General features: G+C 46.6%; 25 protein-coding genes. 5 read left to right on the top strand and 20 right to left on the bottom strand.

Annotated elements, in window-relative coordinates; translation table 11 throughout:
• Window positions 1-50: 50 nt before the first annotated feature.
• From uvsE to GC098_RS04170, 5 genes are all read right to left on the bottom strand, one after another.
• A complete protein-coding gene (gene uvsE, locus GC098_RS04190; RefSeq protein WP_171641262.1) occupies window positions 51-1040 on the bottom strand; it encodes a UV DNA damage repair endonuclease UvsE in 990 nt (329 codons plus the stop codon).
• A 139-nt stretch (window positions 1041-1179) separates the two neighbouring features.
• A complete protein-coding gene (locus tag GC098_RS04185) occupies window positions 1180-1497 on the bottom strand; it encodes a hypothetical protein (protein WP_171641260.1) in 318 nt (105 codons plus the stop codon).
• A gap of 289 nt (window positions 1498-1786) precedes the next feature.
• Entirely contained in the window at window positions 1787-2104 is a 318-nt protein-coding gene (locus GC098_RS04180) for a hypothetical protein (RefSeq protein WP_029194487.1), read from the bottom strand.
• A gap of 6 nt (window positions 2105-2110) precedes the next feature.
• On the bottom strand, window positions 2111-3259 hold the full coding sequence (locus GC098_RS04175; RefSeq protein WP_171641258.1) for a D-alanine--D-alanine ligase: 1149 nt from the start codon (window positions 3257-3259) through the stop codon (window positions 2111-2113).
• A 38-nt stretch (window positions 3260-3297) separates the two neighbouring features.
• A complete protein-coding gene (locus GC098_RS04170; protein WP_171641256.1) occupies window positions 3298-4317 on the bottom strand; it encodes an amidase domain-containing protein in 1020 nt (339 codons plus the stop codon).
• A gap of 193 nt (window positions 4318-4510) precedes the next feature.
• On the opposite strand from GC098_RS04170, the gene acnA reads away from it, so the two are divergent.
• Together acnA and sleB are read left to right on the top strand one after the other, a co-directional pair.
• Window positions 4511-7228, top strand: a complete 2718-nt coding sequence (acnA, locus tag GC098_RS04165) for an aconitate hydratase AcnA (protein WP_171641254.1) — start codon at window positions 4511-4513, stop codon at window positions 7226-7228.
• Between the two features lie 231 nt (window positions 7229-7459).
• Window positions 7460-8116: a spore cortex-lytic enzyme gene (gene sleB, locus GC098_RS04160; protein ID WP_060646915.1), complete on the top strand. Its 657-nt coding sequence runs from the start codon at window positions 7460-7462 to the stop codon at window positions 8114-8116.
• A 130-nt stretch (window positions 8117-8246) separates the two neighbouring features.
• On the opposite strand, the gene GC098_RS04155 is transcribed toward sleB, so the two are convergent.
• Both GC098_RS04155 and GC098_RS04150 read right to left on the bottom strand, forming a co-directional pair.
• Entirely contained in the window at window positions 8247-9152 is a 906-nt protein-coding gene (locus GC098_RS04155) for a cation diffusion facilitator family transporter (protein ID WP_171641252.1), read from the bottom strand.
• Between the two features lie 127 nt (window positions 9153-9279).
• On the bottom strand, window positions 9280-10023 hold the full coding sequence (locus tag GC098_RS04150) for an IclR family transcriptional regulator (RefSeq protein ID WP_171641250.1): 744 nt from the start codon (window positions 10021-10023) through the stop codon (window positions 9280-9282).
• A 360-nt stretch (window positions 10024-10383) separates the two neighbouring features.
• Here GC098_RS04150 and GC098_RS04145 point away from each other — a divergent pair, with 360 nt between their 5' ends.
• The gene (locus GC098_RS04145) at window positions 10384-11403 is read left to right on the top strand and encodes an alpha/beta hydrolase (RefSeq protein WP_171641248.1); all 1020 of its coding nucleotides are present in this window, start codon (window positions 10384-10386) and stop codon (window positions 11401-11403) included.
• 891 nt (window positions 11404-12294) lie between these two features.
• On the opposite strand, the gene GC098_RS04140 is transcribed toward GC098_RS04145, so the two are convergent.
• The 13 genes from GC098_RS04140 to GC098_RS04080 all read right to left on the bottom strand — a co-directional run bounded on the left by GC098_RS04140 (window position 12295) and on the right by GC098_RS04080 (window position 24204).
• Window positions 12295-13614, bottom strand: a complete 1320-nt coding sequence (locus GC098_RS04140) for a deoxyguanosinetriphosphate triphosphohydrolase family protein (RefSeq protein WP_171641246.1) — start codon at window positions 13612-13614, stop codon at window positions 12295-12297.
• 400 nt (window positions 13615-14014) lie between these two features.
• Complete coding sequence (gene folE, locus GC098_RS04135; protein ID WP_171641244.1) at window positions 14015-14602, bottom strand: GTP cyclohydrolase I FolE; 588 nt, start codon at window positions 14600-14602, stop codon at window positions 14015-14017.
• 27 nt (window positions 14603-14629) lie between these two features.
• Window positions 14630-15208, bottom strand: a complete 579-nt coding sequence (locus tag GC098_RS04130; protein ID WP_171641242.1) for a TetR/AcrR family transcriptional regulator — start codon at window positions 15206-15208, stop codon at window positions 14630-14632.
• A gap of 144 nt (window positions 15209-15352) precedes the next feature.
• Window positions 15353-15562, bottom strand: coding sequence for a YneF family protein (locus GC098_RS04125; RefSeq protein WP_036632513.1), 210 nt, complete (start codon window positions 15560-15562; stop codon window positions 15353-15355).
• A gap of 90 nt (window positions 15563-15652) precedes the next feature.
• A complete protein-coding gene (locus GC098_RS04120) occupies window positions 15653-16684 on the bottom strand; it encodes an HD-GYP domain-containing protein (protein WP_171641240.1) in 1032 nt (343 codons plus the stop codon).
• Window positions 16685-16701: 17 nt separating this feature from the next.
• On the bottom strand, window positions 16702-17256 hold the full coding sequence (locus GC098_RS04115) for a methylated-DNA--[protein]-cysteine S-methyltransferase (RefSeq protein ID WP_171641238.1): 555 nt from the start codon (window positions 17254-17256) through the stop codon (window positions 16702-16704).
• Window positions 17253-18449, bottom strand: a complete 1197-nt coding sequence (gene queG, locus GC098_RS04110; RefSeq protein ID WP_171641236.1) for a tRNA epoxyqueuosine(34) reductase QueG — start codon at window positions 18447-18449, stop codon at window positions 17253-17255. Before queG ends, GC098_RS04115 begins: the two co-directional genes overlap by 4 nt.
• Before the next feature lie 36 nt (window positions 18450-18485).
• Entirely contained in the window at window positions 18486-19085 is a 600-nt protein-coding gene (gene lepB, locus GC098_RS04105; RefSeq protein ID WP_171641234.1) for a signal peptidase I, read from the bottom strand.
• Window positions 19086-19640 (bottom strand): DUF402 domain-containing protein, encoded by a 555-nt coding sequence (locus GC098_RS04100; protein WP_171641232.1) that lies wholly within the window; start codon window positions 19638-19640, stop codon window positions 19086-19088.
• A gap of 141 nt (window positions 19641-19781) precedes the next feature.
• Window positions 19782-20213, bottom strand: coding sequence for a GNAT family N-acetyltransferase (locus tag GC098_RS04095; protein WP_171641230.1), 432 nt, complete (start codon window positions 20211-20213; stop codon window positions 19782-19784).
• A gap of 207 nt (window positions 20214-20420) precedes the next feature.
• On the bottom strand, window positions 20421-21539 hold the full coding sequence (locus GC098_RS04090) for a Ger(x)C family spore germination protein (RefSeq protein WP_171641228.1): 1119 nt from the start codon (window positions 21537-21539) through the stop codon (window positions 20421-20423).
• A complete protein-coding gene (locus tag GC098_RS04085; protein ID WP_171641227.1) occupies window positions 21536-22648 on the bottom strand; it encodes a GerAB/ArcD/ProY family transporter in 1113 nt (370 codons plus the stop codon). Before GC098_RS04085 ends, GC098_RS04090 begins: the two co-directional genes overlap by 4 nt.
• Window positions 22645-24204: a spore germination protein gene (locus tag GC098_RS04080; protein WP_171641225.1), complete on the bottom strand. Its 1560-nt coding sequence runs from the start codon at window positions 24202-24204 to the stop codon at window positions 22645-22647. The genes GC098_RS04085 and GC098_RS04080 overlap by 4 nt, the downstream gene beginning before the upstream one ends.
• Before the next feature lie 156 nt (window positions 24205-24360).
• On the opposite strand from GC098_RS04080, the gene yfhS reads away from it, so the two are divergent.
• Entirely contained in the window at window positions 24361-24567 is a 207-nt protein-coding gene (yfhS, locus tag GC098_RS04075; RefSeq protein ID WP_171641223.1) for a mother cell protein YfhS, read from the top strand.
• A gap of 84 nt (window positions 24568-24651) precedes the next feature.
• Window positions 24652-25263 (top strand): superoxide dismutase, encoded by a 612-nt coding sequence (locus tag GC098_RS04070; protein WP_029194504.1) that lies wholly within the window; start codon window positions 24652-24654, stop codon window positions 25261-25263.
• The last annotated feature ends 193 nt before the right edge of the window (window positions 25264-25456 follow it).

Below are 25456 nucleotides of genomic sequence, written 5' to 3'. Positions count from 1 at the left end.
CTCCAAAGTACCCCATTTTGTCCAACAATTCAAGAATTAAATCTGAACGGTTATAGCTGGAACGAGGCTTGATCGAGAACCTTGACTCCCTCTTGCATCTTGAGGTCTTCCATGAGGCGAAATAACGCTTCATCCTTCTTCTTCGCTTCAATCATGATATCGAGATTAGGCGTGGTTGGAGCTATCGCACGTAGGAATGCGAAAAGAGGACCTACTTCCACGTAATCAGCATGACTTCTTAGATCCGTTTCACTTTTTGGACTTGAAACATGGATTTTCGGTGGGAGTACGTTTGCAGCCTGTTCCGACTGCTCACTCTCCTGTCTCGACCACGTTTGTCGGATCCGCGGCCAGAGATCTGCCGCATCCTCTCCGTTGTTATTGACCGCATGATGATGAATATCCAGCACCATAGGCGCTCCCACTTTTTCTGCAATATCAAGTGTCTCTTGCAATGTAAAGGTTTTATCATCATTCTCAAGTGTAATCCGCCTCTGAATTTCAGGGCGCAGCGCGGAAAAATTCTGAATAAATCGCTTAGCAGCTTTCTCTTTATCGCCGTAGGAACCTCCTACATGAATATTGCACATGGATTCCATTCCCAGCCCCATCGCGTTAAACATAGCCGTATGCCGCTCAAGATCCTCCACTGATTTCTGCAGCACATCTTCCTTTGGCGTACTCAGGACGGTGAAATGATCCGGATGAAAGCTTACGCGCATGCCAGACTGTTTAGCGTAGCTGCCAAGCTCTTTGAATTCCGCAGAAAGCGTAGTAATGGGGTCCCAGTCACCTAACATTTCATGTCCTATGAGAGGGATCAGCCTCGAGGAAAAGCGAAACACCATGATGTCATGCGCACGGTTGTGCCGAAGCAATCTAAGCGTATTATGCAAATTTTCGGCGCCAAGTCGCTCTAGCTTCCGAATGGCTGCATCTCGATCCAAAAGCTTGCTGAAGTTCGTCACTGTCATCGTTTTGGAAGGGGACGCATTCTTGACTATCGTCGACATAGCCACATACCCAAGGCGAATAATCATGCAAGGTAACCTCCAAGAAGAGTTGCAAGGATAAATGGCTTACATCGTCCTGTTGGACGATTGCATTTGTTATTTGTGATGAAAAAATTCCTTTCATAGGGTACCCTCTGGAGGAGCCGCACATACACAACTCACCTAATTAGGATGAGATGGATGCTATGATTTTGAAGCTGATAAAAGACGAAATCGCCAGTGGCAGCAAGCTTAACGCTAACATACCGTACTTGGTGCCTCGATCTTCTTTTCGCAAACATATATAGTTTCCGATAAACCAAACCAACAAGTAGACGCAAAGCACCCCCGCAGCCATATACCGATCTTGCATCGATGGAGGCGACATAAAGCCATAAAACCCAAAAATCATATAAATAAGTACATATGGAGTTGGTATACCTAACCCAATATTGAAAACCCAATAGGCAATAAACTTTCTGTCCGTCAATAATTTTTGTCTCATCCTTTTCACGCTCCAATCTGAATATCTACAAGGTATATTGTAGTTCTTCGAGCTAGATTGAATAAGTACTAAGTTCTTGTAGTACCTACGGTGAGAGCGACTTTTTGCAATGTGGTACTTTACCGCCTCGCGCATACTTTAGTGATGAAAATCATCCTTACGAGCGGAAAACCAACTATGTCGACAACTCAGCCGATCCTCGCACTCACAAACATGAGATAAGCCTCTTGAGGTATTCAAAAAAGACACCGTCCATATCGGACGATGTCTTCTAATTTACGCTATGCGGCTATGCTTGCTCACCAAAAAACATCTCAAAAGCAAGTGAGGTCTGAATCCGTGACTCTTCTTCCGTCAGACGGCGAATGAGCTCCATCTCCACTTGCGTTACTTCATCACCTTGGAAATTGATTTCCGCAATGGAAGCAACGATTCGGACAATGGCAATCGCCTGATTCTCAGGCGTGTATGCAATGACCTTTTGACCTGTTGGGAAGACGCGGAAGCCGCTTTTCACCATTTTGCCGCGGCCGTACTCTAGAAGCTCGTAGAGCTCCTGCGCGGACTTAAACTTGCAGACCGAATTGAACTCCGTTTGAAATCCCATATGCATCTACTCCACATCAAAAGAATATTGGATATTCTGCTTCGCTGTATGCCGTTCGATAGCCAGACGAATAAGATCGTCGAGCAGCTCTGTGTATGGTTTACCGGTTTCTTTCCATAGCAGCGGGTACATGCTGAATGGTGTAAAGCCGGGCATCGTATTGATTTCATTGATGTAGATCTTCTGATCGATTTTGCCTAAGAAAAAGTCAACGCGCGATAAGCCGCTACCATCCACTGCAAGGAATGCTTGAAGTGCCAGCTGTCTGATCTGTTCGGACGTTTCTTCGGGGATGTCTGCAGGTATAACCATCGCTGATTTGCCGTCCATATATTTCGCTTTGTAATCGTAAAATTCGTTCGAGGACACGATTTCACCAGCAACAGAAGCGATAGGTTCATCATTGCCCAAAACGGCTACTTCGATCTCGCGGGCATCGATATTCTCTTCAATAATGACTTTGCGATCATATTGGAAAGCGAAATTGACCGCTTCAATTAATTCTTCTTGATTTCTTGCTTTGGAAATACCGACACTGGAGCCTAGATTAGCCGGCTTCACGAAGCACGGATAACCAATAGCTGTTTCGAGCTCAATTAGGTGATATGCACGGTTCTTCTCCCACTCGGTACGAGTGAAATGGCGGAAAATACACTGCGGAAGCCCTTCTTGTGCGAAAACCTTCTTCATCATGACTTTATCCATCCCAACGGCTGATGCAAGCACGCCTGCACCTACGTATGGAATGTTCGCCATTTCAAGTAATCCTTGAATGGTCCCATCTTCGCCGAAAGTGCCGTGTAAAAGAGGGAAAATTACGTCTAAGCCAGTGTCCTTCATGCCAGCTGTATTCGTTGCAGCAATAGCCACATCGCCTTTTGTCTGAATGGCCCCGAATATGGGTGCCAATGCATTGGAAGCAGGTGCGGCTGCAGCGGTTTCTCCACTGCTAAAAGTCAATACTTCCTTGGATTCAGCCGGAGCTAATAGGGGTGCACCGCTTCTCCATTCGCCTTTTTTGGATATATAAAACGGTGTGATCTCATATTTATTGAAGTCCACAGCTTTCATAACCGCCAATGCTGTTTGCAGGGACACGTCATGCTCTCCGGATTTCCCCCCATAAATTAGTCCAATTCGTATTTTGCGGCTCATTACGTACCTCCGTTTAGTATTTGCATTTTCTTTTCCTATTACATATAATCAGCAACCCGAACGAAAACGTACTTCGTCCTCTCTGTCCAAGCAGGTGAATCCTTATAAGCCCAATAGCGATTACGGCTATTATATGTATGCGCATTGACCAGCGGCATCCCGTTGGCATCTTTGCCTATCACAATCGTATTGTGCTGATAGCGGCCATCGCCATCCCAGTCGTAGCTAATTGTATCTCCCATTTGAAGCTCGCTAGGATCATATACCGCATGACCTTGCAGACCTCTGCGGCTATGTGAGAGAAATGTTTGTAGGCTATTGGCAACAGCCCAACTAAAGCTCCAAAGCTCTTGATTGCCTCTTTTGCCAGCATACCACCAGCCCAAATCCCTTTTCCCAGTATAGTCCATTGGAGCCCCGCCTGCAAAGAGGCATTGCGATACAAAATTCGTACAGTCGACTTCAAATTCCTCGTATTTCGGATTCGGGGTTTGCCACCAGGTTTCTGCATAATGGGCCGCTTTGGCGCGATTATAAATGATTTTGCGAGGAGCTGATTCCTGAGCACCGCTGTTGAGTATACTATGATTGATATAAGGAAGTGAGGGCGCTCTGCGAAACCCATCCACAAAACCTTCATGGTCAGGCAAAAAGACGCCTCGCTGCTTGCTCGGAAGCGACTTTTCTCCATGGAGAGATTCTGTGTACCGGACCTGCCAGCGGTTCGCCGCGCTATCTATGAACACACGTTCAGGTTCAATACGTTCCTCAAGATGTTCGATGGACCCAATCCGATAATTTAGAAATCGATGTAATTGGATATCCGCGATAATCACTTGGGGTGATTCTTTGACACCAGTAAGACGCAGCTTTGTTTCTCCGCGCAGCAATTTAGCATCACGGTCGCGGTAACTGTTCAGGAGCCTACGTACCTTGACATCCTGTTTCCGTACATAAGCGCTGTCTGAGACATAAGCTTCCAAAGGTGCAGCAGAGCCTTCGATCTCTGCCTGGTTCTTAGCGTGAACGTAATTATAGAGCGCTGTTTTCCAGGACATCTTGGTATCCTCCTTAGGACAAGCCCGAATTGCTTTGAATTGATTCAATATATGACATTTTGACGGTAAAAATGATTGAAATTAATCTTTACTCATACACACCGAAACGCTATACTTGATGTAGAGGGATTAATGAAATTGAGTTTCACTAGATGAAACCAATGGATGAACATATTTTGAGGAGGAATTACCCATGTCCAATAAGGACTCTTTTTCTGTGCGTAAGCAGTTAACTGTGGGAACGAAATCGTTCCAGTATTACAGTCTTCCTGACTTTGAAAATCAAGGTCACGGAACCGTTAGCAATCTGCCTGTCTCCATTCGTGTTTTGCTCGAAGCCGCTATTCGTCAATTCGACGGTCGTGCTATTACAAGTGAACATGTTAAACAAATCGCTGGTTGGGCTGAAGGCCGCGATGAAAACAAAGAAATTCCTTTCATTCCTGCTCGTATCGTTCTTCAGGATTTCACAGGCGTACCCGTCGTTGTTGACCTTGCGGCAATGCGTGCGACGATGGCTCGTGAAGGCGGAGATCCAAAACGGATCAACCCACTCGTTCCTGTTGACCTTGTTATTGACCATTCTGTTATGGTCGATGCTTTCGGATCCCCGGATGCACTTGACTACAACATTAACCTAGAGTTCGAAAGAAACGAAGAGCGTTACCGTTTCCTACGTTGGGCACAAACAGCGTTCGATAACTTCCGTGCTGTTCCACCTTCAACAGGTATCGTTCACCAAGTTAACTTGGAGTACCTGGCTTCCGTAGCAGCTACGAAAACAATCGATGGTGAAACTGTTGTTTACCCAGATTCCCTCGTAGGTACAGATTCCCACACTACAATGATTAACGGACTTGGTGTTGTAGGTTGGGGCGTAGGCGGTATTGAAGCTGAGGCTGGTATGCTTGGACAACCGCTTTACTTCGTAGCTCCGGACGTTGTTGGTTTCAAATTGACAGGCCACCTGGCAGAAGGCGCTACAGCAACTGACTTGGCTCTGACTGTTACACAAATTTTACGTAAAAAAGGCGTCGTTGGTAAATTCGTTGAGTTCTTCGGTCCTGGTCTGAGCAACATTTCCTTGGCTGACCGTGCAACGGTAGCGAACATGGCTCCTGAGTACGGCGCAACAATCGGTTTCTTCCCAGTCGACAACGAAACGTTGAACTACCTGAGAAGTACAGGTCGTGACGCAGATCAAATCGCACTCGTAGAAGCTTACTACAAAGCTCAAGGTATGTTCCGTACAGACAGCACACCAGATCCTCAGTTCACAGATGTAATTGAACTTGATCTTGGCTCTGTAGTACCAAGCTTAGCTGGTCCTAAACGTCCACAAGACCGTGTCGAGCTTACGAACATGAAGGAGTCTTTCAACTCCATCATCCGTACACCTATCGACAAAGGCGGCTATGGCCTTACTGATGAGAAAATCGAAGAAGTCGTTGATGTTGTTTATCCAAACGGCGAAACTGTCAAAATGGGTACAGGCGCAGTTGTCATCGCGGCAATCACTTCTTGTACCAACACATCCAACCCAAGCGTTATGCTAGGTGCCGGACTTGTAGCGAAAAAAGCGGTAGCTCGCGGTTTGAGAAAACCAGCATTCGTTAAGAGCTCATTGACACCAGGTTCCCTGGTTGTTACCGAGTACTTGATTAAAGCAGGCTTGCTTGAGCCTCTAGAAGCACTTGGCTTCCACGTTGCAGGTTACGGCTGCGCAACTTGTATCGGTAACTCCGGTCCGCTTCCAGAAGAAGTAAGCAAAGCCATCATCGACAACGATATGACTGTGGCTGCCGTTATTTCCGGTAACCGTAACTTCGAAGGCCGCGTACATGCTCAAGTAAAAGCAAACTACCTGGGATCACCTCCGCTTGTTGTTGCCTATGCACTTGCAGGAACAGTGAACATTGATTTGGCTAACGATCCAATCGGCTACGACCAAAGCAATCAACCTGTCTACCTCAAAGACATTTGGCCTACAAACCAAGAGATTCAAGAAGCTCTTGGTATTGCAATGAGTGCTGATATGTTCCGTGATAAATACAGCAACGTATTCCGTGCGAATGAGCGTTTCAACCAAATCGCAATTCCGGAAGGCGATCTATACGAGTTCGACAATAATTCCACTTACATTCAAGAGCCTCCGTTCTTCACAGATCTGGGCACGGTTCTGGATGATATCGCAGATATTCGCAATGCAAAAACGTTGGCACTCTTGGAAGATTCCGTTACAACAGACCATATCTCCCCTGCCGGTAACATCAAAGTTGACAGCCCTGGAGGCCAATACCTGATTAACCATGGTGTGAAAAAAGAAGACTTCAACTCCTACGGTTCCCGTCGTGGTAACCACGAAGTGATGATGCGCGGAACGTTCGCGAACATCCGTATTCGTAACCAAGTGGCACCAGGAACAGAAGGCGGCGTAACAACTTACCTGCCAACTGGCGAAGTTGAATCCATCTACGATGCTTCCATGAAGTATCAAGCTGAAGGCCAAAACCTTGTAGTTATCGCAGGTAAAGAGTACGGAACTGGTAGCTCCCGTGACTGGGCGGCAAAAGGTACATTCCTACTTGGCGTCAAAGCCGTTATCGCGGAAAGCTTCGAGCGTATTCACCGCAGTAACCTTGTTGGTATGGGCGTTCTTCCACTTCAATTCCTTGAAGGAAATGGTTGGAAAACACTAGGTATCACAGGTCGTGAAACATTCGATATCACTGGTTTGAGCAACGATGTACAACCAGGTTCTACTGTAAAAGTAACAGCTACTCGTGAAGATGGCACAAGCTTCGAATTCACCGCACTTGTGCGTTTGGATAGCTTGGTGGACGTAGACTATTACCGCAATGGTGGTATTCTGCAAACCGTTCTTCGTTCAATCCTTGCTGAGAAAAACTAATACAGCAAAACACACAAAAAAACGCATTACACACAGCAAAAGTCCGGGATTGCCTTATTGGCGATCTCGGGCTTTTATTTTTTATAAAAAGACCAAATCAACAATTTTTGAGCCATATTTACAAACTAAATTCCCTTAGAGCGCCAAGCGTTTGGGGTACATTTCCAATAACTGCGGGTTGAGCCTCCCCTTCTCGGCACCTATACTGATAGAACGAAAGGGGAGATGAAGATGAAGTTGATAAAAAAACTCGTCCTTGTCGTGCTGTTAGCTTCAATGGGTCTAGGTTTTACTGTAAGTGAATGGAGCCTGCCGGCTTCTGCAGCAACGACATTGAAGCAAGGCAGTCAAAACGGTGATGTCTGGGACGCTCAGTTCCGACTCGAGACTTTAGGCTACTACCAGCAATCTGTGGATGGCAAATATGGTCCGATTACGGCCGCTGCTGTTCGCAATTTTCAATATAATTATGGTCTAACCGTTGACGGCATGATTGGAGCGAAAACATGGGAGGCTTTACGTAACTATTCGGTGAATCAAGCTGAATTGGATATGTTGGCGAAGGTGATTTACAGCGAGGCTCGCGGTGAGTCCTATGAGGGACAAGTGGCCGTTGGGGCCGTTGTCATGAATCGTCTACAATCGAGTAAGTTCCCGAGTTCCATCCAAGGCATTATCTTTGAACCTGGGGCTTTTACAGCCGTTAGTGACGGCCAATATTGGCTGAAGCCGGATTCGACGGCCTACATGGCAGCACAGGATGCTGTCCGGGGCTTAGACCCTACCAAGGGTGCCTTGTATTATTTTAATCCTAAAACTGCGACGAGCAAATGGATCTGGTCACGTCCGCAGACTGTGCGGATTGGGAATCATATTTTTGCTAGGTAATCAAAGATAAAGATGTAAGAAAAGCAAACACCTCTACCGAAAGCCGCTCTATAATGAGCGACCTCGCGTAGAGGTGTTTTTACATAGATATGGGAATTGGTGGCTCAAGAGATTAGATCAAGAGTTAAGATCAGTTACCGCCTGATTTAGTTGACTCCTCATACCAAGGATTCAAATGAACCAGCACCTCATCCACATCACTATGCGCTTCCTTGATCTTTTGCTTAATAAGGCGGCTAATGTCATGGCCTTCTTGGATGGTTAATTTCCCCGAAACAGCAAGTCTGGCGTCAACTAATATGTAATGACCGTGCTCGCGTGCGCGTAGGCGGTCGATTCGTTTGACCTCTGGTACAGATCGGATCAATGCCGCGTATTGTTCAATGTATACAGTACTTACACTGCGCTCCATGAGAATGTCGAATGACTCGCTACCCATTTCGTACGCCAATTTCAACACTAAAAAAGAAACGATGATACCAGCCACGGGGTCGCCGTAAGCCAATATGCCATAGTTGTAGTGATCCCCGATTAAAGCTAAACCTATGCCAATCGAAGCCGCAATCGAAGCATATACATCAGCCAAATGGTCATACGCAGTGGCTATTAATCCTTTGCTATTGACCCTATTGCCGATGCGTTTCGTGTAGACATAAAGAATCTGCTTCCAAACTAGCGAGATGATCGCCGCGATAAATGCAATAATATGCGCCTCTCCAGCTGGCTCAAATAGCGCATGAATAGAGTGGTAGCCCATGTAAATGGCTGCTCCACCTAAGATGATAGCGACAATGAAGGCTCCGAGCACCTCGGCTTTGCCATGCCCGTAAGGATGATCAACATCCGCTGGTTTGGAGGAGACGCGCATCGAGCTATAAGCCGTTGCGGTCGCTATGACATCACCCGCGTTATGGATGCCGTCGGCGATAAGCACTTGGCTTTTAAAATTGAGGCCGACGATGATTTTGATGGCGGTCAGCACGATATTACTGGCAAGACTGATCCAGATCGCCAGCATCGAGGCTGTCTTATTCATCACTTGCCACTCCCTTTCCCTCTTCTAGTATGACCTCCTAGAAGCAAAGCATCCGTCATCCCGACGACGGATGACGGGTAGGGCCGCGGCTTCGCGCCAGCACGAAGCCGCTCAAAAGGACGATGCGCTAGCGCAGCATCGTTCCCATACGACGCGCCGCCTCCACAATGAGCGGCGCCTGCTCTTGCATCAGCTCCAGCGTAAGCCGGTTCGCTGGACCAGAGACCGCGAGGGCGGCGACAAGCCGGCCGCCGCGGTCCAGAACCGGTGCGGACACAGCCGCCGCACCGGGTTCACGCTCTTCGACGCTCGTGGCGAAGCCTGCGCGTCGTGTGTCGCTGAGCTGCTGTAGGAACGCAGTCTTATCTAGCCCAGTCGGCCAATCGGCCGAGGCTAGAAGCTGTTCCTGCAGCGCTGGCTCAGCGAAGGCGACGAGCACCTTGCTCGAGGCGCCGACGTATAAGGGCATTCTCGCCCCGACAGGGGCAACGCGGCGAATGGCGTGGTTGCTCTGAACGGCTTGGACGCGTACGCGCACCAGGCCGTCCTGCACGTACAGCGAGATCGTCTCGCCGAGTTGATCGCGCAGCCGTTCCATTTCCGGCAGCAGAATAACGCCGGGGTCTCCCTCTTTGGAGAGGTTAGCGGACAACTCCCATAACCGATAACCGAGTCTGTATTTATCTGTCGAGCCATCGCGCATGATGAAGCCTTTGCCTTCTAGGGACGCCAGAAGTCGGTGTACCGTGCTTTTGTGAAGCCCAGCACGACTTGCTATTTCGGTCAGCGTCAATTCCGACGCCCCGGTGAAACAAAGCATAATATCTAAAGCGCGCTCTACAGCACGCACCGTCAGCTTGCCATCTTCCATCGTTTTTCACCACTTTCATCCGTGTGAAAAAGTTTCACTATATGAAACTCAGTTATAATCAGTATAACGAAACTCGTGTAAACCGTAAAGGAGAGACTTTGGTCACCAAGATCCCTATGGAGGAGAGACTTTGGTCAAGACCAAAGATCCCTATATATGGTCAAACGGCCGTTTTCTCATTGTTACAGGACGATTACAAAGGGCTTACAATTAGCGCAACCTCATTGACTTGTAAGCGCATTCAGAATAATATTAAGTTAATAGAACACTTATCTGAATATTTAAATAATTTATTCTCCCTTTAACCTCTAACCCGCAGCAGCATAATCACACTAATTTTAATGGAGGGAGGGTACTACGATGTCAACAACATCTCTATCCCCTGGAACTGGTTCACTACAACCCACACTGGAGCAAGTGGTCACCCGACCGCTTTTACGCAAAAAAAGGCTGGTTTTCACCATCCTCACTTCATTCCTAATCCTATGCACTTCTTTACTTCTTGGTTTTCACGCCTATATTGCATGGACACTAGCTCGGCCGCATATTGACCCGCTTCATTCGGATCCGATGAGAGCCGTTGGTCTTCCTTACAGCAGTGTGACCTTCCCAAGTCTGAATGGCACGTCAAACCTAGACGGTTGGTTTATACCTGGAAAATCCGACAAAACCGTCATCTTCTCCCATGGTTACGGCGGCAATCGCGAAGAACTTTGGGTTCCCATTTACAACTTAGCCCGCGAACTTCATTTGCAAAACTACAATGTACTCATGTTCGACTATGGTTATGTGCACCCTAACAGTAAACGAATTATGACTGGCGGCATTCAAGAATCGCAAGAGCTGCTTGGCGCCATCCATTATATCAAGCAGGTATCCAGCGGTCCTATTTATATTTGGGGCTTCTCTATGGGAGCAGGAACAGCACTACAGACTGCTCTTCTAAGTGGCAATGATATTTCGGGGATGATTCTGGACAGCACTTTTTTGCTCAATCCAGACACACTCTATCATAATATGAAGCAAGTCGTTAATGTGCCAAAATTTCCATCTCTACCGCTCGTACGCTTATTCTTCCCTTTGCTCAATGGCGTAAGCTTGCAAGAAGTCCCTTACAACAAAGTAACTTCAACAGCTTATCCGATGCCGATTTTCTTCATCCATGGTACGGAAGATTACAAAGCACCCTATGGCATGGTAGAGGATATGTTCAAGCAGCAAAAAGACTCCCAATCCAAGCTGTGGATTATCCCAAAAGCGCAGCATGAGCTGCTGTACCGAGCAGAGCCGAAAACGTATATGCGCCGAACGATGAATTTCCTTAACGGTATCACGACCACTCCTATGCAAGCTAACCTTGGTATTCCCTCCTCCCTATAAAATCGGCCCCTCGTGGGCCGATATTTTTTTTTCTGTACCGGCTTGTTTCTGCCGAAAGTTTCCAACCTCCTGCGACACTCCGCTTTAACGGTCTAAATCATCACCATTTTGTCCATTTACCCTCTTCTTGTGTAGACACTCATATTTTAACTTTATCGCATCATCAAAAAAAGAAGCCCTATTTATTGGACCTCTTTCCGCTTCTTCGTTATGACTCCAAACACCTGCCAATTGTACCGGACTTGCTATTTAGCTACTCCAAGCATCTAAAGCACCGAGAAGTCCCTTTCGGACTTCTCGGCAACACTTGGCTACTTTTCCGGCGATGAGAAGTCCATTTCGGCTCTCTTAGCTTACATTTGTCGGTTAACCAGCATCCTTCTGACTCCAAGAAGTCCTTTTCGGACTTCTCAGCAACACTTGGCTACTTTTCCGGCGATGAGAAGTCCATTTCGGCTCTCTCAGCATTCATTTGTCGGTTAACCAGCATCCTTCTGCTCCGAGAAGTCCTTTTCGGACTTCTCAGCAACACTTGGCTACTTTTCCGGCGATGAGAAGTCCATTTCGGCTCTCTCAGCATTCATTTGTGGTTAACAAGCATCCTTCTGGCTCTGAGAAGTCCTTTTCGGTCTTCTCAGCAACACTTGGCTACTTTTTCGGCGATGAGAAGTCCATTTCGGCTCTCTCAGCATTCATTTGTTGGTTAACCAGCATCCTTCTGGCTCCGAGAGTCCTTTTCGGACTTCTCAGCAACACTTTGCTACTTTTCCGGCGATGAGAAGTCCATTTCGGCTCTCTCAGCATTCTTCTGTGGTTAATCAATCACTTTTTACAACAGAAGGTATTATGCTGGTCCAATCAGCCACTTGGGGTCTGAATCTTAACCCCCAACTAATCCATCTCATAAATCGAGCCGGATTTGCTGGCGAACAATTCGGCGTAGACTTTCTCCGCGTAGGCGTCGGTCATCCCGGAAATGTAATCCGCGACGAAACGCGGCCAGCTCCAGGCGGCATTACGGCGTTCGTAGCTATCTATCCAGTCGGGAGGCATGATCCACTGCCCCTTGTCCTTGTCGATGAAGCTGTCCCACAGGCGCTCGACGATGATCTCGCTGCGTTTTTGCAGGCGCAGCACACGGAAGTCTTTGATCAGCGTGACCCACGCAAGCTTCTTGAGAATTTCCATCGTGCGCAGCAGATTCATATCCTCAGCGCCGTCTTTCACGAGGGCAACCTTTTTCCAGCCTCGGTCAGGGTCATCCAGAATGTCCAAACTACTCGCGAAAGAGTTCACCCAGCGGGCTTTCATCTCTCTGCGCGTACGCGATTCTTCCCCGTTGCACTCTGAGAAAATTTGCTCCCACTGCTCCAAGTAGTCCGACAGAACTTGTCTGACCATTTGCTCGATATTGACTTGCTCCCAGCCGAATTTATGCTTGTTGGGATCATTTAATATTTCCATGACCACATGACGCATCAGTCTTTGATCCTCAAAAAAGGTTGCGTTCATTTGAATTTTGCCAGCACGAATACCATCTTCAATATCATGGGTGGAGTACGCGATATCGTCGCATAAATCCATCAATTGTGCTTCCAAGGTCGAACAGCCCTCAGGCATGTTCCATTGCGAACGCAGATCACGAATGATTTCCCACTCCGAGGCATAAACACCCTTAAGTCGGCCTTCTTCCTCGATCAAAAATGGATACTTATTAATTCCAAGAAGTACCGCAGCTGTAAGATCCAGGCCGCTTTCACTGCCTGCTCTTTTTTCGAGAAACATCAGGATACGGAAATTTTGGGCGTTGCCTTCATATTTTAAGCCATGATCCCTCATCAGAATATGATTCAGAACCTCTTCCCCTTTATGCCCGAATGGCGGGTGACCGAAGTCGTGAGCAATCGACGCACACTCGACGACGGTAGGATCAATGATCAAGCCAGGATGCTCTCTTTTACTCAAAAAAGGATTCGTCCGTTCTAACCGCTTCGCCACTTCTCTAGCGATTTGGGCAACTTCGAGCGAATGGGTTAGACGTGTTCGATAGTAATCACCTGATCCTGCGCCAAACACTTGCGACTTCCCCTGCAGCCGACGAAAGGTCGGAGATTGGATTAACCTCGCATAATCCCGCTCAAATTCATCCCGTTCTTCACTCAATTTAGAGGAACCGGCCTCACCTGGCCGATATTTTCGTATGTTGTTCATAAGCTTACCTCCTCTAGTGCTGTTGCCGGACCCCCGGTATAGTTCTTACTCTCTTTGTTCAAATCAGCTACTCCGTATACCTCAGCATTCTTCCTATCAGTTTATGCTAAAGCATGTACGATAGTCCCTTGGGGATCTTGAATTATGCAAGGATAAACGACTCCGTCGTCCTTCTGGGACGAGCGCGTTTGTCAAGGTAGATGCGAAGCAAAAGTATAAAACTTATACTTTCTTATCTACTGAGAAAACCTCTCTCGAGGTCTGAACATCTCAAACTTTCTTATGTGGTAAAATAATACTATATCGTCTACCTCGCAACAAGTCATGCCGCACTTCCTGAACAAAAAAAGGGATGATGCACAAGACTATTGTCTCCATGCACATCCCTCGTACGCATTGCTTATTTTAACAAAGACAGAAACTCGGCACGAAGTGTCGAGTCTGAGCGGAAAGAACCGCGAACAGCTGAGGTAATCGTTTGACTTCCGTATTTCTTCACGCCTCTGGAGCACATGCACATATGTTCTCCCTCAACAACAACCATGACCCCGTGCGGCTTCAGCACATCGTCTAGAATGTCGGCGATTTCTGAAGTAATCCGCTCCTGCACCTGCAGCTTACGAGTGATCACATCAACCAGACGAGCAAATTTGCTAAGTCCAGCCACTTTTCCGCTAGGCAAGTACCCTACATGCACTTTCCCGAAAAAGGGCGCCATATGATGCTCGCATTGACTGTAATAAATAATATCCTTAATAATAACCAGCTCTTCGTGCTGTTCATCAAAAGTTACACCCATCACATCGCGTGGATTCGCCTCATAGCCCGAAAAAATTTCTTCATACATACGGGTTACGCGAGCAGGTGTGTCTAATAAGCCTTCCCGATCTACATCTTCGCCAATCAGCCTTAAAATCTCTCGGACATGCTGTTCAATCAGCTCCCGATTCTCAGCAACTCTTGCATTTTTGTAGTCAATAGACGCCATCTATTTATCACTCCTCTTTCTTATCCTCTACCCTATACAAACGGTCAAAACCTTGATACTTTCGCGCAGCGCTCTGCTGTCTTTGTGCGTTTTGGTGAGCAGCATCCCACCCTGCAAAAGGGATACGATCGGGGTCGCCAGTTCCACAGGGGTTAATCCCTGCAACAGCAGCTCGCCTTGTCTCTTACCTTCCTGCAAACAGGATTCTACCTCAGCCTCCAACTCCCTGAAAAAGCGGCTCAACGGCTTACGCAGCTCCTCAGAGCTATCACTCAACTCCAGGGCCAGATTACCGAAGAAGCAGCCTCTGCGGCACTCATGCTCCTCACAAAAGGCCAGCATGCGTTCAAACAATGCCAGTACCCGCTGCTTCGGCGATAATTGCGCATTTCCCAAACTAGGCTCCATCACAGATTGCCGCATCTCCTGCACCTTGCGCTCAATAACTTTCAAACCTAATTCTTCTTTACTTTTAAAATGGTAGTAAAAATTGCTTTTGCATACCCCGCTGCTCGTCAATATATCTTCCAGACCCGTTCCTTGGAAACCATGATCATGAAATAAATCCATGGCTGCTTCCATGATGCGGTCTTTGTTGCTAGCCATCGCTTGAGCCACCTCTGAATAGTACTGGTATGTCCTACTTTGAGCTACACTCAAAGATCCCCATATTAGGAAGGGCTCGTGCTGCCCACCGTTCGTACGGTTAAACAGCAAAGCCCTTTTGAAGGGTTATTCTAACCCCACGTTTTATTTCCACTTTTGGTTTTTCATCATTTGTTGTGCTTTGTTCAGCTGCTGCTTATTCATGTTGTAGCCCATTTGCTTGGCCATTTTTTGCAGCATTTCTGGATTGTTCTGCATGGATTCCAGCTGTCTTTTTAAATAGAATACGCCGATGAAGAACCCACCGACCAAGCCAACAATTAACGTGAGAATGGGAATCAGATAACTCCACATAATTATGCCCCCTGCATGTACAAATTGGTATCGATTGCTTGCCTTATCATATCATTTCTGTTCATCTTTTTACAAATGACTACCCCTTTATTACAAAACCTGTTCGATAAAAATGGTCGTATGCTTGGCCAGATCAATTTCTGTGATATCCAGCTCTTTATCCATCGTATTTTGCTTCGCGATTCGCACAATCGGACGGCTTGGCAGTCCTCTATGCTGTCCAACCACAACACCGGTCTCCCGATTGGACAAACGCACGGAAGCTCCCGTCGGATAGATCGAGACGATTTTCAGAAACTGGATCAAGACATCGCGATCAAGTTGGGTCTCCGCTACCGCCATCATATGCTCGCAAGCCTCATGCGGCAGCATACGGCGCCCTAAGGAGACATCAAACAGCAGATTATCGTACATATTCGCTACAGCCGTAATTTTCGCATAAATATGAATATCTTCACTCATAAGTCCTCTTGGAACCCCTTGGCCGTTAAGCGTTTCATGATGCTGGAAGGCTACATGGGCAATGAGCAGGCTGAATTCACGCTTGTTCTTCAGAAGCTCGAAGCCGCGCCAAGTATGATGCTTCTTCATGTCGGGCGACTCATCATCGCAAACAAGCTCCAGCTTACCCACATCATGAAGAAGCGCACCAATGGCGAGCTCCTTCAATTGGGTTCCATTGAATCCCATATTAATCCCAATGAGCACGGCCATCATACAGACATTCGTTGCATGGACATACATCTTGTTATCCTCCGTACGAATATCCGTCAACTGCACGAGTACATCACGATTCTTCATGATTTCATCCAGCAGCGTATTAATCGAAATACTCATAGCACGCGAGTTAAATTCCTTACCTGACTGGATAGCCGCGAACGTTTGGCCCATTTGCTGCATAACGATACGTTTGGTTTCATCCGAAAGGATTTCCGGGATTTCTACATCCTCTAGGTTCGGGTCTTTGATGTAAATCATTGTGACTCCGATTCGGTTAAGCGTGTTAATCATAAACACCGTTAATTGCACATCTTCTGAAAGCAAAATAGCTCCATTGCTGGCAAATATCGTTCGGCCCAGAAATTGACCCGGCTCAACGGAATCCAAATGCACATATTTCATAGGATTCACTCCACGTTTTATTTATTAGTTAATACTGTATTCGAGCATTGTTCCAAATCGAGCAAGAGTACTTTAATTGGGAGACCTCCGCCGTAGCCAACAAGGTCGCCACTAGCGCCAATGATGCGATGACAGGGGATAATGACGGGAATTGGGTTTTTATTGTTAGCTCCACCAACCGCTCTGACGGCTTTCGGCGAGCCTATGGCTTCTGCAATATGTTTATAGGAAGCTGTCTCTCCATATGGAATAGAAAGCAGTGCTGTCCAGACTTGTTTCTGAAATTCAGTTCCCTGTAAATCCAGTTCACCCTCAAAGCTTAAACGTTCTCTTCTAAAATACTGCTCCAACTGCTGCACAACCGTTTCGAGCCTTGAGGCATTCTCTTGCAGCTCATGCCTGCCAAACCATCGGTTAGCCCATTGCTGCAGCTTCTCTCGGTTCTGTTCGTAGGTGCCGAAATCGACCTTGCAGAGTCCCTGTAAGGTCGATACAAGAACAAGAGGACCTATTGGAGAATTAACCTCCGTATAGGAAAGGACTGTCGCAGCTTGTGTCTGTTGCTGTGTCATATCTGCTCTTTCTCCCCCTTATCAGCTGTAGATTGGCTTACAACTTCGAGCGCCTTCTCGATATCCTGCATTACAGCGGCTTCCTGCTCAGCTGCTCGGGCTTTATCGAGAGCAGCCGCCGAGTCTTCGCCGCCAATGCGCCCTAGCGCCCATGCTGCCGTAGCCCTGATCTCAGGGCGCGGATCGGTCAGCAGCAGCTCACTAAGATCAGGTACAGCTGATCTATCCTTGAAATTCCCGAGCGCGATTATCGCATTGCGCTGGATCGGCTTCTTGCCTCTCCAGGACGCTGCGATGCGCCCGTACTGTTCTTTGAAATCCTTGTTCGACATGGTCAGCAAGGGGATTAATAAAGGCTTGACCTTCTCGGGGTCAGGCTCGAGCTCGGGATGATGCGTCCAGTTCATCCCCTTGTTCTTCGGACAGACGATCTGGCAGGTGTCACAGCCGTAGAGGCGGTTGCCGATTTTGAGCTTAAACTCATCGTCGACATAGCCTTTGGTCTGCGTGATGAAGGAGATGCAGCGGCTTGAGTTCAGCTGCCCTGGCCCGACCAGCGCTCCAGTCGGACAAGCATCGATACAAATCGTGCAGTCCCCGCACTGATCCATAATAGATGTATCGGATGTAAACGGTATATTCGTGATCATTTCGCCCAAATAAACCCACGATCCCCATTCGGGGGTGATGACGGCGCAGTTTTTGCCGGTCCAGCCGATCCCAGCCCGCTCGGCTACGGCGCGGTCGACCAGTGCACCGGTGTCGACCATGCTCATTAGCCTCGCGTCAGGCACGCGCTGCGCGATGAAAGCCTCCAGCTTCGCGAGCCTATCGCGAAGCACGTCGTGGTAGTCGCTCCCCCACGAGGAGCGCGAAATAATCCCCCGATAAGCCCCAGGCTCGGATCGAGGAGGGTTCGGCAGTTTCGACGGGTACGCAACAGCGATGGAAATGATCGACTGCGGCGCGGCGAAGCTTAAGCTTGGATGTATCCGCTTCTCGATATCCGGCTCCTCGAAGCCGGATTCAAACCCCTTCTCCCTGTGGCGGAGAAGGATCTCTTTCAGTTCTGTGAACGGCTCCGCTGACGTGAAGCCGATCTTATCAATACCGAGGGACGACGCGGCTTCCACGATCTCTTGTTGTAGCCTGCGCCAATCCGCATCTGTTCCTGCTGCTATGGAAACCGCCAACCCTCTCACCTCTCTCTTCTTTCGCGTCCGTTAACGTTAAAGCTTCTTAGCCATCGCGAATGGCCACAACACATACTCGGCGCGGCCTTGGATCTGGCCGGTCGGAACAGCCCCGAACCTGCGGCTGTCGCCACTTGCCGCCGCATGACGGTTATCGCCCATCACGAAGACGTGGCCTTGACCGACGCGTGTCGGTCCAAAGTCTCCGTCCTCGATGAGCGTATCTGTATATGGCTCCTCCATCTTGTCGCCGTTTACATAAAGAAAACCGGCTCGGCCCTGCACCTCGTCGCCCGCAATCGCGACAATCCTTTTAACCAAGAAAGGATGCGTCACTGTAACAAATTCCTCAGACTCTTTGAGAATGATAATCTCTCCGCGTTTGGGTGCCTTCAGGTACGTTATAGCCTTGTTCACGAACAACCACTCCCCCTCCTGCAAGGTGGGCTGCATGGAGTGACCTCGAACCGTGGAGAGATTGAATCCGAATTGATGTACGAGAATAACGACAAGAAGAGCTACAAGAATGGATTTCGTCCAATCCCATAGCTCATGGGTTAGGCTTTTAGCCTCATGATAGTTCTTAGGCTGAGAAGCTGCCTTATTCGATTCACTGCGTCCTACAAAGAAGCTCATTTATGCTCCTCCGTTCTTATACTTTTCCCACTGCTCGTAATAATACATAACCATATCATCTTGAAACGGCGGCTTGTCTGCGTTAACCAACGCGAGTAAAGCTGCAAGACCTTGCTTCACCTTCGTTTCCACAAGAGAAGAATAGTGATAATTCAGTTTATGGCGTTCATATTCATCTTGATCTACGATATGCACGGAACGATCCGGCATCCGAATAACATCAAGGTCGTAGTCAATATAAGTCAGTACTTGCTGGGTCACATACAGTGGAGATGCGACATTGCAGTAGTATCTAACACCTGTTTCTTCTATAAGTGCAACAATATTAAACCACATTTTAGGAATAAAAAAAGATACTCCTGGAATGCGGCTAACCCACTCCTTGCCGTCTGCTTCCTGAATCTTGGTCTGGCTGTTAATAAACACCATCATTTCTTGCTGCTGATGATCGGCATGAAGGATGTGCTGCGGTACTCGCCAATTCGTCAGCCACATCCGGTGAAGATGTCCATCATGTTTGAAGCTTTTTATCACATACGACGCGAAGTTATCCATGTCCAAAGCTCCTCTATTCATTGCTGCCGAAAAGTTCCCATATTATATAGAAAAGCATATCTGACCCCCAATTGCAATGGCGGCACAGATATGCTTCCCTCGTTCCAAATCTATTCATTTCATGGACATCCGAACGATCAGTTAAACACTGACTTTCTTCACAATGCTAAGACGATGTGCGGTACGGGAAAAGTCCGATGTGCTGTAACCAGCAGACTCGTACACAGGCAGCACCATTTCATTATGGATATCTACCGTCACCATAATCTTCTTCACGTTCCGTTGAAGGAACCTTTGCTTCATTGCTTCGATCAAAGCTTTACCGATACCTTTGCGTTGATACTCTGTTGCAACTGCGATCCGATAGTAGTAGCCATTGTTGTTATCAATCGTACCGATAATCATGCCTACAACTTGCTCTTCTTCTTGAGCGATTAAAACAAGCTCTGTATCCCATGATAGCTGACGTGCAAATGCTTCAATCGTTTCCTCATAGCAGGTTTCCGATAAAACATCCTGCAGAAGTGTCTTCACCGAAGAGGTATCACCAAGCTGAAATGAACGAACGTGCATACGGTTCTCTCCCAATTCCACTTTTATTTGTTAGGAATAATTTTTTTGGTAAAGTAGTAAATACGACAAAAAAATGCGGAATCCTGCTAAAAATGTGTCAAAATTCACAAAAAACTTTGTTTTTTTCGCAAATCCTCTTGAAAGCGCTTAAATGCAAGCGTTTTCAATGAATTTACTGTAAAAAGAGGCGTCGAAACGGACCTCTCCTTATTTAACTTCCCCCATATCTTTAACAGTTGTAGCGATATGAATATGTACCTCAGCTATTGACAAAGCTTTTCCCCAGTCATACTGCACCTTTTTCCATGCTTCATATTGGTAAGCACGCGCGAAAAGACCGAGGCCTATCGGGTCGATTTTATATTTTTGTATCTTTGTCATTAGCTCCTTCATCTCTTCTTCTAAATGTTTATTAATCATACCCTCCAGTTTATCTCCTTCCTTCTCTACATCATAAGAAAATAGCCGTTCCGTCAAACGGACAGGCAGTTCCAGGGCCACGTCAAAACGAAACTTATCCTGTGCGTAGGTCACATTTACCTTTCTTTTAAAATGACCCACATTGAAGCTCATAGCACCAGTACTAAAAATATCTGGCTTACTTTCCTCCGGTAACTCGATCGTGTAGGACAGACTCCCTTCTATTTTATCCTGCAGCAATTGCAGCAGTTGATTTTCATGCAAGTTTAACGTCGTTAAATACTTGCCTTCTTTATTTAGCAGCGCTGTTCCTAAAACTTGAACTTCTCCATTTTTCTGAATTTGCGGCAAGCAGGGCGTAATTCCTTTATCGTACATTTGTCGGTGCAATTCTAAAAGCGTAGTCTCTTGCGTGATGCTTCTTTCATGCGCCGTTTTAATGAGCTTAGCTATATACAAGGGAAGTCGCCGCTTGTTGGCGGGGGTAAAAAACATAATTTCATCTAGAGTGCCGTCAACGGCAATAACTCTCCCATTTATCCTGGTTTTCGAATCTCGAAAATACACATCCAACAGCTTAAACCAACCTTCATGCTGAAGGATTCGCTTGCTCAGAAGTATATTCTGAACTTTGCCTGCATTTATTAGCGCTGACACTCGAGCGTCAAGCCCATTTCTGGAATCTCGCACTGTCATGGCGCTTACTTTGGATTCTTCATTTTTCTTTTTCGCTTCCTTGTTGAAGACTGGACTTGAGGAATAGAACACGAGATTATTATCCTTATCCAAGTCGATTCCCAGCATCAGAACAAGCGTCATATCCTCCAAATCAACTCGGTCTCCACATCCGGGAAGCAGAAGCATTATCGCTAGTAGCATCAGCATCAATCTACGTGTAAGCTTCATTTTCGCCACCTCGCTATCCGGCTAGTCACAGAAAGGAGCACCCATAAACAGATGGGGAACAAATACGCCACACCAAACCCAAAGTAGCCACTAATTTTAAACCAAGATACACTTTGGTTCCAGCTCGGATCCAAGATGTACGTTAGTATAACCATAACAAAAAGCAGAACGATCAAGTGTACGCGTGTTTTCCCTTTCAACACAAGCTGTTCCGTACATAACGTGAATATATATAGTTCTGGCACCCATGTTCTGCATATAATCAACACATATATGGTTAATACAATGATGTCAAACCTTTCAATGAAACGAAACTCAACCACTTTAATAACGGATAAAGCAGCTTCATTGAACTGAGTAATTTCATCCGGACTATACAAAATAAAGCAAAGGATTGTAATAAATAGGTAGACAAGGAAAGTTAATGTATTAGCGATAATGATGTTGGCTGATGCTGACTTTTTATTATCCAAATAAGGATATAAAAAAAACGCACTTTCAAAGCCTAAAAAAGAAATTACGGTTGAACTCACACCATGCCATACCGGCATCCAGCCTTCTTTAAGCACCGGCAGCAAATGAATCCAATGAGCATCTTTCAACAGCAAAAGCAAAAAAAACGGCATCCAAAGCGTACATAACAGCACAATTTCCGCGAATCGGCCTAAACTGCGCATGCCTCCTATGGCAAGCATGTAAGCAGGAATAATAAATAAAAGCATGAGGATATACCCCTGGGTGTTCTGCATGATCCAAGTCCTGATGAGAAGCACCATTCGGTCAAAAACTAAGTATGCAAGTGTAGCCATATAACATGCAAAAATAACGGCCCCCATTTTGCCGACCCATTTGCCGAAATAGTGTGTCAGGAGTTGTAAAATCGTTCCGTCTGGATGTCTTTTCATCACTTGAATAATGATTAGGCTGGCCAGTATGGAAGCTAACCAGCCAATGATGATGGCTATCCACCCATCCGTGCCGCTGGTCTTGGCCAGCTGACTAGGCATCGCGATGACACCGACACCCATCTGCATACCATGAACCATTAATATGAACTGTAATCGTGTAATTTGGTTACTTTTATAGGGATTCATGGCGTTCATGGTCATTGTTCATCACCTTTGGGACGGTTTGAGCTCATTTTCTTTTTTTGAAGAGATCGTACACTCTTGGGACGCATCACCATCTTCCACAATGGTACACGTATGAAAACATCCTTCCAATCAGACAACCGAACCGGTGCTATGGGGGAACTGAACGATTCACCTAGCGACTTTAAATTAATGACTTGCGCTATTAAAATCATGAAACCTGCGATAATCCCAATAATGCCGAACAAGGAAGCAATAATCATCACGGGAAATCGAACTAATCGAATCGCGGAGGCCATGTCATAATTCGGCAATATGAAGGAGGCAACCGCTGTTGATGCTACGATCACAACCATAATGTTGCTAACAATCCCTGCTTGGACAGCTGCTTGACCGATGACAATGCCTCCGACAATCCCGACCGTTTGACCTATTGGCGATGGAAGTCGAATCCCTGCTTCGCGAAGCATCTCCAGCATAAGCTCCATTAAGAGCGCCTCAATCAGTGGAGGATAAGGAACGGCCGCTCGAAACTCGCCAACGGATAATATTAAATCCAAAGGAATCAATTCATGATTGAAGGAAATGCAGGCTATATAAATTCCTGGGAGAAAGGCAGCAACAAAGCAAGCTAAGAAACGCAACAATCGCAGGAAAGTCGCCACAGGCCACCGCGTACTATAATCATCAATGCCTTGAAAGAAGGCAACGAGGCTAACCGGCGCAATCAACACACTGGAAGAACGATCAACCACTACGCAAATCCTTCCTTGCAAAAGCTGAGACGCCGCCGTGTCCGGCCGTTCGGTTGTTATCATTTGAGGAAACAATGAGAACGGATTATCTTCGATATACTCGACCAATTCGCCGGTATTCAGAATACAATCAATATCCAGTTTGGTTATTCGATTTACCATTTCTTGCAGAAGTTCCGGCAAAGTTATGTCCTCAATATATAAGATGGAAATTTTACTCTTCGCTCTTCGGCCAATGTATAATTCCCTGATTTTCAGTTCACGGCTGGTAATATATCGGCGAATTAAGGCAATATTCTGATTGCTTGTCTCAATGAATCCTTGATGAGCTCCTTTTAATGAGGCTTCAATCTGGGAATCTGTGATCGCTCTCTGCGGCCATCCCTGTGTCTCCAGCGAATATCCATGTGAAAATCCATCTATGAAAAGAAAGCAGTTTCCTTGCAAAATGGCTGTCATTGCCCGCTCCCATGAATGCATCATTTCCATACTTCCAAGTGTGACCGGCAATTCACCTTGATCTTCATCCACAGTATAAAACATGAGCTGATGCAGCACATTGTTATTGATTGCGTTCTTATCCGTAAGACCGGAAAGATACACTAGTGCAGCCTGGCTGCCTGTTTGCTTATACAGGAAGGTACGGACAACCAAATCCGGTGTGTCATTAAAAATGCTGTTCAGCGATTCTATATTCTGAGTGATAGCTGTACTGAGCATTCCTCTTTCCTGCATGAGATCAAGTCCCTTCTGAGCCGAATCATCTGCTTGTTTGAGATGTCGATTCGCCCATCGAAACAAACGGTGAAAAAACCTCATTTTGTACACCTCTTTTTGAGTAACCCTCTCCGCCCTCTCATTGTCCCTTAAACTCCCAACTTTTATTCAAACATTTTCCAACTGCAAACCTATGTATAAAAAGTAACGAAACGTTGGATTTTATAGAAGGATGCGCAAGGAACGGGAGGTGAATTCATGTCAACCAATGAAGAGATCGGTGACTCATATCCACGAAAAATACGTGACTTTCAAGTACTGAGCACTATGAAGCCGAGCGAATGGACGAAGATCGAACTCCGTTACAATCACAGTGCCATGAGCGATTTATCTCCTTGGCTCAATGAACAAGGAAACCATATTCACAATCAAATCATCCAGGAAATTGAGCGCCGCGGCGTCTGACTTAGTAAACATACATGTTGCTTTATTATCGAAATTCCTTCATAATGAAGTTGAAACTACATAATTTTAGGAGGTATTTATACAATGGCACATCAACTACCAGCTCTTCCGTACGCGAACAACGCACTTGAGCCACACATCGATGCAAAAACAATGGAAATTCACCACGATCGTCACCATAACGCCTATGTAACCAACCTGAATGCAGCTCTGGACAAACACCCTGCTCTGCATGACAAATCCTTAAACGACCTGATCGCTGACCTGAACAGCCTTCCTGAAGATATTCGTACAGCCGTTCGTAACAATGGTGGCGGACACGCGAACCACTCCCTTTTCTGGGAAACAATCGGACCAGAAGCTGGCGGAGCACCTACTGGCGCTTTAGCAGCAGCTATCGAGAGCGAGCTTGGCGGCTTTGACAAGTTCAAAGCAGACTTCGCTGCAGCAGCTACAACACGTTTTGGCTCTGGCTGGGCTTTCCTAGCTGTGGACAAAGCTGGCAAATTGAAAGTATACAGCTTGCCTAACCAAGACAGCCCGATCATGGAAGGCGAAACGCCGGTACTTGGTCTTGATGTATGGGAGCACGCTTACTACCTGAACTACCAAAACAAACGTCCTGACTACATCGCGGCTTTCTGGAACGTTGTGAACTGGAACGAAGTTGGCAAACGTTACGACGCTGCGAAGTAATATCTGTGCATAGAGAAAGCGACCCCGCGGGGTCGCTTTTTTTATAATACGGACACTATTCGCATATATGTGGCCATAAATTCATGAGTTATTGAGTTCATAGAACTAACTGAACATCCATAGGCTGAGGTATTGGAATTTCTGTTGGATAAAATCCAATAAAACATCTAATCAGACTTTGGATATCCTACTT

Source organism: Paenibacillus phytorum (genome assembly GCF_013141715.1).
In the GTDB taxonomy this organism is placed as follows: Bacteria; Bacillota; Bacilli; order Paenibacillales; family NBRC-103111; genus Paenibacillus_E; species Paenibacillus_E phytorum.
This window is presented reverse-complemented; position numbering and strand designations above follow the sequence as displayed.